Source organism: Bradyrhizobium sp. LLZ17 (assembly GCF_041200145.1).
GTDB lineage: Bacteria > Pseudomonadota > Alphaproteobacteria > Rhizobiales > Xanthobacteraceae > Bradyrhizobium.
This window is the reverse complement of sequence record NZ_CP165734.1, coordinates 6,622,775-6,633,852: the sequence shown is the minus strand read 5'-3', so window position 1 is coordinate 6,633,852 and position 11,078 is coordinate 6,622,775. Positions and strand designations below refer to the sequence as shown.

The window sequence follows — 11,078 nt, the reverse complement described above, 5'->3', positions numbered from 1 at the left end:
TACCGGTTCGCGTAATAAAACGCGTCAAAGCAAAAATCGCGAGTCCCGTTCCGATTCATCGGAACGGGACTCGAGGATCAGTTCGCCGTCAGCACGACCTTGACACTCTGCGAGCGGTCGAGCGCCAGCCGCAGCGCATCGGGCGCTGTCGACAACGGCCGCTCGGCGGTCACCAGCGACAATACGTCGACGCTGCCGGCTGAGATCAGTTCCACTGCCGTCATGAACTCGAGCCCGAAGCGGAACGAGCCGCGCAGGTCGATCTCCTTGGCCATCACCGCATTGGCGGGCACCGCAATCTGGCCGCCCGGCAAGTTACCGATCTGCACGACAATGCCGCCGCGCCTGACAATACCGATGGCACTGGCGAGGCCCGCGGCCGTGCCCGAGACCTCCCACGCGACATCATAGGAACGCGAAGCGGCCTGCGCCTTCAGGCCCTCTTCGCCATTCGCGACGTTCTCGACGTGAGAGGCGCCAAGTTGGGTTGCGAAGGCGAGCGGCGCCGGCGCGATGTCGGCCACCGTGATGTCGGTCATGCCGGCGCGGCGCGCGGCGAGCATGGTCAGAAGCCCGATCGGCCCGGCGCCGAAGATGATACCGCGCTTGCCTTCGATCTTGCCGGCCCGCGCGACGGCGTGCAGGCAGACCGCGAGCGGTTCAGCGAGCGCCGCGGCCTGGTATGAGACGTGCTCCGGAATCTTCACGCATTGCGCGGGGATCGCGTCGAAATAATTGGCAAAGCCGCCCTGCATGTGCGGCGTCTTCGAGGCCGAGCCCATGAAGTAGATGTTCTCGCAGAGATTGGGCCGGCCCTCGCGGCAGGCAACGCAATGGCCGCACCAGCGCGACGGATTGACCGCGACGCGGTCACCGATCTTCAAATTGGCGGCGGAGCCTGCGATCTCCACGACCTCACCCGAGATCTCGTGCCCCAACACCAGTGGCGATTTCACCACGAAATCGCCGGTGCGGGCATGGCGAAAATAGTGCATGTCCGAGCCGCAGATGCCACCGGCACCGAAGCGGATGCGCACCATGCCGGGTGCCAGCTTGTCCAGCGGATGCTCGACCATGCGCAGATCTTCGGGGCCGAACAGGGTTGCGGCGAGAGTTGTGGAGGTCATTTGGAAAGTCCCATGTGTTTTGGCAGCCAGAGGGTCAATTCGGGAATGTAGGTGATCGCGAGCAGCGCGAGCATCAGAGGCACCAGCCAGGGCAGGATTGCGATCGTCGTGCGCTCGACCGAGAGCTTTGCCACCCGGGCGAGCACGAACAGCACCATGCCAAGCGGCGGATGCAACAGGCCGATCATCAGGTTCAGCGTCATGATCAGGCCGAAATGGATCGGATCAATTCCGAGCTTGAGCACGATCGGCAGCAGGATCGGCACCAGGATCGTGATCGCCGCCGTGGTGTCGATGAAGCAGCCGACGAACAGGATCAGGATGTTGGCGAGCGCCAGGAACACCCATTTGTTATGGGTGATGCTGAGCATCCAATCCGAAAGCAACTGCGCTGCCTGCGATACCGTGAGCAGCCAGGCGAAGATCGAGGCGGCGGTGACGATGAACAGCACCGAGGCCGTGGTCTCAATGGTGTCGAAGGTCGCTTTCGCCACCGTCTTCAGCGTCATGGTGCGATAGCGCACAAGGCCCAGGAACAGCGACCAGATCACGGCGGCGACCGCGGCCTCCGTCGGCGTGAACCAGCCGAGAGTCATGCCGCCGATGAGGATCACCGGCGCCATCAGCGCCATCACCGCGGAAAAATCGAAGTACCAGTCGATCGCGAGCAGCGCGCAGAGACCGATGGCAACCGCCATGTTGGTCGACATGCCGGCCAGCGTCATCAGCCAGATCGCGAGCGGGAAAGCGAGCACGACGACGATCTCGAGGCCGGCAGTGCCGAGCTGTGGCCACGAGAACGGCGTGTCGCTGCCCCATTTGTTCCTGTGCGCGAAGTAGGTGACGGTGGCCATCATCAGCAGGGTCAGAACGACGCCCGGAACAACGCCGCCGAGGAACAGCGCGCCGATCGAGACGTTCGCCATCATGCCGTAGATCACGAAAGGCAGCGACGGCGGGATGATCGGGCCAAGGGTCGCGGAAGCCGCAGTGACGCCAACCGAGAACTCGGTGGTGTAGCCGTGGTCCCTCATCGCCTTGATCTCGATGGTGCCCAGACCGGCGGCATCCGCGATCGCGGTACCGGACATGCCAGAGAAGACCACCGAGCCGATGATGTTGACGTGGCCGAGGCCACCGCGCATCCAGCCAACCAGCGCGACCGCGAATTTGTAGATACGGCCCGTCACACCGGCGATGTTCATGAGATTGCCGGCGAGGATGAAGAACGGCACGGCGAGCAGCGGAAAGCTCTCGACACCGGCGATCATCCGCTGCGCCAGCGTCACGTCGGGCGTCACGCCGCTGACCAGGATGTAGAGCAGCGACGAGGACGCCATGGCAATCGCCACGGGAACCCCGAGCAGCATCAGGACGAGAAAGCCTCCAAGCAACAACAGCATGACCTTACCCTTCAAAACCGTCGCAGGCGCCGGGACATTCGAGGATCGAATAACCCTGCCGCAGATGTTGCAACGCCACCTGCACCGAGCGCACGAACATCAGCACGAAGCCGAGCAGCACGGCGTAATAGACGTAGTTCTTGGGAAAATTGATCGTGGTCATCGTCTCGTCGCCGATAATCTGGATGTAGACCCAGACCAGCTTGACGGCGTAGCCGAAGAAGGCGATCCGGATCAGGTCGATCATCGTGGACAACGTGCGCGCCACCAGATGCGGCAGGTAGCGGTAGATCAAGTCGACCTGGATGTGCCGCGACAGCCGGACACACATTGACGCGCCGATGAAGACCACGCCGATCAGGCAGTAGGTCGCGATCTCCTCGGTCCAGGCGTAGCTGTCGTTGAGGACATAGCGGGTGAAGAACTGGAGGAAGACGGCAAGCGCCATCACCCAGAATATCGCCAGCGCCACCCAATCCTCGAAAGCGTAAACGCCGAGATCGACCTTCGGCGTGGCCTCCTCCTCGAAGGTATGGGCGATCTCGTCCGCGGTGATCTGCCGGTGCAATTCGGCGGTGGACATGGGGTTGCTCCTCGAACTCATTTACGTCGTTCCGGGATGGCGCGTAGCACCAGACCCGGAACCTCGAGATTCCGGGTTCTCGCTTCGCGAGCCCCGGAATGACCTTCGGTCATTTCACCGCCTGAATCCGGTCCCAGTCGGCCTTGCGGTAGCCGAAGGTCTCGAACGCGACGTTCTTCAGCACGGTGTCGCGGAACTCGTTCTTGTCGACCTCGGTCACCGTCAGACCCTTGTCCTTGAAGAAGGCGACCAGCTTGGCCTCGTTCTGCTTGATCTCCTCGGTCGCCTTGGCGGCAGCTTCCTGCGCGACATCGGTGAAGATCTTCTTGTCCTCGTCGCTGAGCTTCTTCCACAGCGCGCCTGCCACCACCGTGTTGAGGTGGTCGACGATGTGGCCGGTCAGCACGATCTGCTTCTGCACCTCGTAGAACTTCTTGGCCTCGATCGTGGTCAGCGGATTCTCCTGCGCCTCGACCGTACCGTTCTGGAGCGCGAGATAGACTTCAGCGAATGCGATCGGCGCGGTATTGGCGCCGCAGGCGCGCGGCATGGCGAGATACGCCGGCACATCAGGCACGCGCATCTTGAGGCCCTTCAAATCGGCGCAGGTCTTGATCGGCTTGTTCGACGAGGTCTGGCGCACGCCGTAATAGGTCACTGCGATGATATGGTGGCCACTCTTGTCCTCGTAGCCCTTGGCGAGCTCCTTGAAAATGTCGCTCTTGGTGTAAGCGAGCAGATGATCGGCGTCGCGGAAGGTGTAGGGATAATAGGTCACGCCGATCGGCGGGAAGCTCTTTGCCGCAAAGCTCGAGCCGGAAATGATGATGTCGACCGAGCCCAGTGAGAGGCCCTGGTTGATGTCGGCTTCCTTGCCGAGCTGGGACGCGGGATAGACGTCGATCTGATAGCGCCCGTTGGTGCGCTTGCCGATCTCCTGCGCGGCCCAGACCGAGGCGGTGTGGAACGGCTCCGAGGTCTCATAAACATGCGCCCATTTCAGCTTGGTTTGCGCCATGCTGGCATTGGTCGCCGCCAACAGCGCGGCAGCGGACACGGCCGCGGCAATCGTCATTTTCTTCAACACTTGTTATCCTCCATTTTCTAAGTCTGCTTCTTAGTCGCCCGCCCCAAGCGTTGCGGGCCGCCCAATGTCATCGTCGCCGCATGGCCCCGCTCTTGGCCTGTTTCTTCCGCGGTCCTTTTTGCCCTGATCGTTTTGCCGGGGACCGGGCTGGTCGCTTCCGCACTAAGGATGATGCTGCCGCGTTTTCGGCACCAAAGTTCTGCGCGAAGCGCTCCTGCGAATGTGCGAGATGATCGCGCATGGCGTCGCGGGCCGCCTTGGGTTGGCGCGCCGAAATTGCGTTCCGCACCGCACGATGCTCGTGGAGTGCGGTGCGCCACGTGCCGGGGTTTTCGAAGTAATGTGCAAGCTGTGCGAAATAAGGATTGAGGCGCTGGTCGAACAACTCGCCGACCACCCGCACCAGCACGGCATTGCCGAGACATCCGGCGATCGCAACATGGAACGCGCGATCATGGACCATCGAGGCTTCGCCGGGATGCTCGACATTTTCCATGGCGACGAGGGCGGCATCGATACGCGCAACGTCGTCCTTCGTCGCCACGCGCGCGGCCTGCTCGGCGATCGCGCCTTCGAGGAATTCGCGGGCGCGCAACAGCTCGAACGGGCCTTCGATGACGGCCGCTGCCGGCACCAGCGCAGCGCCCGCGGGTTCGATCACATAGATGCCGGAACCAACGCGGATGCGGACGCGTCCCTCGACTTCGAGCGCGATCAGGGCTTCGCGCACCGTCGGCCGCGAGACCTTGAGCTGGTCGGCGAGATCGCGCTCGGTCGGCAGACGGCTGCCGACCGCGTACTCGCCGCTGTCGATCAGCCCTCGCAATTGATCGGCGATTTGGCGATAGAGCCGTCTCGCCTCCACAGCTTCCAGCGGCACCCGGGCCTCCCTGAAACGGCCGCTCCGGTTTATCCCGGTCGCCCGCCAATTCTGGATAATTGGCCTTACCAATTGGCCGAAGCATTGACCGAGCGCGGGTGCCATGTCAAGCAGCGGCCAAACGAAGGGAGAGACAACCATGCGGCTTGGCCGCGCCAATCTCGACCGGCTGCCGCCGGCCATCCGCCGTCCGGCCTATGACCGTTCACGCGTCACGCCCGGCCTCGTGCATCTTGGACTCGGCGCCTTTCATCGTGCCCATCAGGCCGTCGTCATCGACGATTGCCTTGCGGCCGGTGCGACTGCCTGGGGCGTCGTCGGTGCAAGCCTGCGCAGTCGGGAGACGCGCGACGCCCTCGCGCCGCAGGACCATCTCTACACCGTCGCCGTTCGCGCGGCCGAAGGCACCGAGCATCGCGTCATCGGCGCGCTGCTCGACAGCGTGGTCGCGCGCGAAAATCCGGCAGGACTGGTCGATAGGATGGCGGATCCCGCGATCCGCATCGTCTCGCTCACCGTCACCGAAAAAGGCTATTGCCACACGCCGCAGACCGGCGACCTTGACGAGCGGCATCCGGATGTCGTGCACGATTTGAGCAATCTTGACGTACCGCGCTCGGCGCCCGGTTTCATCGTTGCTGCGCTGGCGCGGCGGCGGGCGCAGGGCCTTCCCCCTTAACCGTGCTCTGCTGCGACAATCTCGCCGCCAACGGTCACACCGTGCAGCGGATCGTGACGCAGTTCGCGGCGCTGCGCTCGAAGGATCTCGGCAAATGGATCGCGGATACAACCGCTTTCCCTTGCACGATGGTCGACCGCATCGTGCCGGAGACGACCGATGCCGATCGCGACGCCATTGCCTCAGCGCTCGGCCTGCGCGATGCGTGGCCCGTGACGACCGAGCCGTTCACGCAATGGGTGGTCGAGGATCGCTTTGCCGCCGGACGGCCCGATCTCGCTGCCGCGGGCGTCGAGCTCGTCGCTGACGTCAAGCCGTTCGAGCTGATGAAGCTGCGGCTGCTCAACGCCAGTCATTCGGCGCTGGCCTATCTCGGCTATCTCGCCGGTTACGAGACCATTGCCGACACCATGACAGATCCGCATTTCGCGCGTCTTGCCGCGCAGGTGATGGAAGAGGCGGCGGTGACGCTGACAATGCCGGCCGGCACGGACCTTGCGGCCTATCGCGCCTCGCTGCTCAAGCGCTTTTCCAATCCGGCACTGCATCACCGCACCTGGCAGATCGCGATGGACGGCTCGCAAAAACTGCCGCAGCGCCTGCTCGGCGCGATGCAGGATCGCCTAGGCAAGGGCCTGCCGATCACGACGCATGCGCTCGCGGTGGCCGGCTGGATGCGCTACGTCACTGCAATCGACGAGCAAGGCCGCGCCATCGACGTTCGCGACCCCCTCGCCGGCGAGCTCGCAGCGCTGGCGCGGCAGGCCGGCCCCGTCGCTGAACGGCTCGCGCCCGCACTGCTCGGAATCGAGAAGGTGTTCGGACCGCTGGGTGCTGAGCCGCGCCTGCGCGAGGCCGCGACCGCGGCGCTCGCCCAACTCTATGCAAAGGGCGCGCGGCAGGCTGTGGAGAGGCTCGTCTGGGCGTGACCACAAACCGGGCGGCAGAATGTTGCACGGCGGGCAATTTCGACGGAAGTCGCGCTTGATTTTTGCCTGTCATTGCCCCACCCGAGAGCCATGGCAAAGGACAGCAAGGTCATCGCCGCCAATGCGGCCTTCTACACCGCCTTCTCAACCGGCGACTTTGCCGGCATGGAACGGATGTGGGCGGATGACGACGCGATTTCCTGCATCCATCCCGGCTGGCCGGCCATCATCGGGCGCGCCACCGTGATCGGAAGCTGGCGCGACATCCTGCAAAATCCGGAGCGGCCGCAGATCGTCTGTGCCGAGCCGCAGGTGATCGTCGACGGCGACAGTGCGCGCGTGCTCTGCATCGAGATCGTCGACGGGACGGCGCTTGCCGCCGCCAACCATTTTAGGCGCGTCGGCGACGGCTGGCGCCTCGTTCATCACCAGTCGAGCCCGATCGCGCAGATCGTCGAGCAAACCCACGAGGACCCGCCCGGCCCGAGCCGGCGGTTTCACTAAAGCGGCGCACGCTCAGCGAGACGTCCCAGCTCCGACAGAAATCTCTTGTGAGTGCGCGGGAGCGCCTGAACTTCGACCAGCACGGAAGACGAATGCGGCTCTTCATCCTCGGCCTTGGCTATAGCGCCCGGCATTTCGTCTCCAGATTCGGCGGCGCCTTTGCGCATATCGCCGGTACGGTGCGCAATTCCACGACCCGAAACACGATCGCCGGCGTCGAGACGCACGCGTTTCACGGGAGCGACCCTGATGGCGAGACGGTCGAGCAGGTTCGTAAGGCCGACGTCCTTCTGGTGTCGATCCCGCCTGGAAACCACAGCGATCCCGCGATTAGCGCATTCGCCGACGCGCTGGCTGCGAAGCGCAGCCAAAAGATCATCTATTTGTCCACCATCGGCGTGTATGGCGATCACGGTGGTGCATGGGTCGACGAGACCACGCCGCCGCAGGCCATTCTCGAACGGACGCGCAGCCGGCTCGCTGCAGAGCAGGCCTGGGTCGAGCTAACGGGCGGCGACGTCGCGATCCTGCGGCTTGCGGGCATCTACGGCCCCGGCCGCAATGCTCTCGCGGCGCTACGCGCGGGCTCGGCCCGCCGTATCGTCAAGCCGGGGCAGGTCTTCAACCGCATCCACGTCGCCGACATCGCAAGCGCGATCATGGCCGCGGTTCGCCATCAGGGCGGCGGCATATGGAACATCTGCGACGACGAGCCCGCGCCGCCGCAGGATGTGATCGCTTATGCGGCGAAGCTGATGGGCGTTGCCGCCCCGGCCGAGGAAGCATTCGCCTCGGCCGAAATGTCGGCGATGGCGCGGAGCTTCTATGGCGGCAATGCGCGGGTCTCCAACGCAAAGGCGAAGCGCGAGCTCGGTGTGACGCTCGCCTTCCCGGACTATCGCCAGGGCCTGGATGCGTTGTGGGACGCGGGCGAAGGCGGAGCGCGGTGATCCCGGATTGAGCTTCGCGCCGTCCGTGCCACGGAATACCGGTGCCCTTGTATGCATTATCCCAGTTGCCAGCACGTCGCACTTCGCTTTAGATGCCGCGCAAATCGGCCCCGGGGCTGCGGCGCGGGCCAAATACGACGCGATTTCTCGGAAGGAAGAGCATGGCACGCAATATCCTGATCCTCGGGGCTTCCTACGGCTCGCTGCTGGGCACCAAGCTGTTGATGGCCGGGCACAACGTCACCCTGGTCTGCCGCGCCAAGACCGCGGAGCTGATCAACCGCGACGGTACCGAGGTGCGCATCAAGCTGCGTGACGAAGCAGTGCACCGGGCGATCTTCTCGCGCGACCTGTCTGGCAAGCTGGACGCGGTGACGCCGGCCGAGGTCGATCTGTCCCGCTACGACATGGTCGGCCTTGCCATGCAGGAGCCGCAATACACCAACCATACGGTCCGCGTTCTCATGGTCAGGATCGCCGCGGCGAAGCTGCCCTGCCTGTCCATCATGAACATGCCACCGCTGCCTTACCTCAAGCGTATCCCGGCGCTGGCGGACATGGATCTGGAGGAGGCCTACACCAATGCACAGGTGTGGGAACGCTTCGAGCCGGGCCTGGTGACGCTGTGCTCGCCCGACCCGCAGGCCTTCCGTCCGCCGGAAGAAGCAGCCAACGTGCTTCATGTCGGCCTGCCCACGAATTTCAAGGCCTCGGTCTTCGCCGACGACAAGCACAACAAGGTGTTGCGCGAGCTCGAGGCCGACATCGACGCGGTGACGCTGGACGGCCACGACGTGCCGGTGAAGCTGAAAGTGTTCTCGTCGCTGTTCGTGCCGCTGGCGAAATGGTCGATGCTCCTGACCGGCAATTACCGCTGCATCACGCCGCACGAGCCGCAGTCGATCCGCGACGCCGTGCATGGCGATCTCGCGCGCTCGCAGACGATCTACGACCATGTCGACGCCATCGCCCGCAAGCTCGGCGCCGATCCGCAGGACCAGGTGCCTTTCGCGAAATATGCCAAGGCCGCCGAAAGCCTGCTCAAGCCGTCATCGGCTGCGCGCGCGGTCGCCAGCGGTGCGCCCTTCATCGAGCGCGTCGACCTGCTGGTCAAGCTGATCTCGCATCAGCTCGGCGTGCCGAACGGCGAGATCGACCGCACGGTCGAGACTGTGGACCAGAAGCTGAATGAAAAGATCGTGCTGGGCGGATCGGGCGCGCAGTAAAAGGAACTGTGCGTGAGACCGATGCACGTCGCCGAGATCGAGCGGATCAGGCAGGAATTCGAGGGCTGTCGCATCCTGCCTGAACTCCGCCGTGGGCAACAGGTCATGATTCGTCCCGTTTCGCTCGACGCATCCCGATCTGATTGGTAAGCCCCTGTCCGCGAAGGACGGGGTTTGAGTCGGGTCATGACGGTTGCGATCGAGATGGGGCAGACCCTTGCGGGCGCCGCGGCGGCCATGGATCTCGAGGAACTGCTCGCAACCCGCCTCCTGGTGCAGGGCAATTCGGGCTCCGGCAAATCGCATCTGCTGCGGCGGCTGCTGGAACAGAGCGCGCCCTGGGTGCAGCAGGCCATCATCGACCCCGAAGGCGATTTCGTCACGCTGGCCGAGCATTTCGGCCATCTCGTGATCGAGGCCGAGGATCATACCGAGCGCGGCCTTCAGGTCGCGGGCGAGCGCGCGCGGCTGCATCGCGTTTCCACCGTGCTCAATCTCGAAGGGCTGGACGCCGAGAATCAGATGCGGCGCGCGGCGGCTTTCCTCGGCGGTCTCTTCGACGTGGCACGCGACCATTGGTACCCGATGCTGGTCGTCGTCGACGAGGCGCAGCTCTTTGCGCCGGCGGTTGCCGGCGAGGTGTCGGACGAGGCGCGAAAACTCTCGCTCGGCGCCATGACCAATCTGATGTGCCGCGGCCGCAAGCGCGGGCTTGCCGGCATTATCGCGACCCAGCGGCTGGCAAAACTCGCCAAGAACGTCGCGGCGGAAGCCTCAAACTTCCTGATGGGCCGGACCTTCCTCGACATCGATATGGCGCGCGCCGCCGATCTGCTCGGCATGGAGCGGCGCCAGGCGGAGACATTTCGCGATCTCGAGCGCGGACAATTCATGGCGCTCGGCCCGGCGCTGTCGCGCCGTCCGCTGCGCCTGCATATCGGCGCGACGGATACCAAGCCGCGGAATGCCACGCCGCGACTGATGCCGCTGCCGGAGGCGATGCTGGAGGACGCGCGCGCGGTGATCCTGGCCGCGCCGCCGCCGGATGCCAGCCGGCCGCAGCGCCTGCCGGCACCGGACCTGCTCGAGCAACTCCGCGCCGCGAAAGCCGCCGCGCCGGAAGCCCGTCCTGAACCGATCGAGCTGCCAGTCAGCGCCGAAGCGTTGGCAGAGCGGCGCGAGCGCGTCGACCGGACCTTGCGCGCGGTGCTGGCCGAACCCGATGCCGGCTTCCGCGCCATCGGTGTGCTCTATCAGGAATTCGTGGTTCGCTGCCGCATCGAGGGCCTTGGCGCGGCCGTGCCTGACCTCAACGAATTTCGCCGCATGATCACGCATGCGCGTGCCGGTCTCGGTGCCGAGCTCGCCGGGGATGACGCCTGGCAGGAGGTGTCGCTGCGCGCCTCGATCCTGCCCGACGACATGCAGGGCGTGTTCATGATGATCGCGCGCGCCGCCAAAGAAGGCTGGCCGTGCCCCGGCGATGCCGCCATCGCGCGCGCTTACGGTTCGCATTCACTTCGCCGGGCGCAGCGCCTGCTCAGCTACATGGAAGAACAGGGCCTGATCGTCTGCCAGCTCGACGGCGGCGGCCGCAGGTTCGTGACGCTGGTGGAGTTGGCCTGGGCAACGGCACCCGGTGATCCCAATGCCGATGATCTCCCGGTAGAGCCGGCTCCGAGCGCCGCTTCTGCCTGAAGCGAGGCATCG

Annotated in this window: 9 protein-coding genes and 1 pseudogene; 5 read left to right on the top strand and 5 right to left on the bottom strand. The window is 64.7% G+C overall.

The genetic code is table 11. The annotated features are described in order from the left end of the window. Positions 1–77 precede the first annotated feature (77 nt). The 5 genes from AB8Z38_RS31850 to AB8Z38_RS31830 form a co-directional block, all read right to left on the bottom strand. A complete protein-coding gene (locus AB8Z38_RS31850; RefSeq protein ID WP_369721553.1) occupies positions 78–1,127 on the bottom strand; it encodes an L-idonate 5-dehydrogenase in 1,050 nt (349 codons plus the stop codon). After that, entirely contained in the window at positions 1,124–2,530 is a 1,407-nt protein-coding gene (locus AB8Z38_RS31845; RefSeq protein ID WP_369721552.1) for a TRAP transporter large permease, read from the bottom strand. Before AB8Z38_RS31845 ends, AB8Z38_RS31850 begins: the two co-directional genes overlap by 4 nt. 4 nt (positions 2,531–2,534) lie before the next feature. Next, positions 2,535–3,113 carry a TRAP transporter small permease gene (locus tag AB8Z38_RS31840; RefSeq protein ID WP_369721551.1) on the bottom strand — a complete coding sequence of 193 codons (579 nt, stop codon included), beginning with the start codon at positions 3,111–3,113 and terminating at the stop codon, positions 2,535–2,537. Positions 3,114–3,222: 109 nt separating this feature from the next. Next, positions 3,223–4,188: a sialic acid TRAP transporter substrate-binding protein SiaP gene (locus AB8Z38_RS31835; protein ID WP_369726656.1), complete on the bottom strand. Its 966-nt coding sequence runs from the start codon at positions 4,186–4,188 to the stop codon at positions 3,223–3,225. 79 nt (positions 4,189–4,267) lie between these two features. After that, positions 4,268–5,080: a FadR/GntR family transcriptional regulator gene (locus tag AB8Z38_RS31830; protein WP_369721550.1), complete on the bottom strand. Its 813-nt coding sequence runs from the start codon at positions 5,078–5,080 to the stop codon at positions 4,268–4,270. Between the two features lie 139 nt (positions 5,081–5,219). Between AB8Z38_RS31830 and AB8Z38_RS31825 the strand changes: the two are divergent. The 5 genes and pseudogenes from AB8Z38_RS31825 (at position 5,220) to AB8Z38_RS31805 (ending at position 11,066) form a co-directional block, all read left to right on the top strand. Further along, positions 5,220–6,688 (top strand): annotated as a pseudogene (locus AB8Z38_RS31825) (mannitol dehydrogenase family protein). 90 nt (positions 6,689–6,778) lie between these two features. Further along, positions 6,779–7,192 carry a nuclear transport factor 2 family protein gene (locus tag AB8Z38_RS31820; RefSeq protein ID WP_369721549.1) on the top strand — a complete coding sequence of 138 codons (414 nt, stop codon included), beginning with the start codon at positions 6,779–6,781 and terminating at the stop codon, positions 7,190–7,192. A gap of 92 nt (positions 7,193–7,284) precedes the next feature. Next, a complete protein-coding gene (locus AB8Z38_RS31815) occupies positions 7,285–8,142 on the top strand; it encodes an SDR family oxidoreductase (protein WP_369721548.1) in 858 nt (285 codons plus the stop codon). A 161-nt stretch (positions 8,143–8,303) separates the two neighbouring features. Further along, a complete protein-coding gene (locus tag AB8Z38_RS31810; RefSeq protein ID WP_369721547.1) occupies positions 8,304–9,368 on the top strand; it encodes a ketopantoate reductase family protein in 1,065 nt (354 codons plus the stop codon). A 186-nt stretch (positions 9,369–9,554) separates the two neighbouring features. Continuing rightward, positions 9,555–11,066, top strand: a complete 1,512-nt coding sequence (locus tag AB8Z38_RS31805) for a helicase HerA domain-containing protein (protein ID WP_369721546.1) — start codon at positions 9,555–9,557, stop codon at positions 11,064–11,066. The last annotated feature ends 12 nt before the right edge of the window (positions 11,067–11,078 follow it).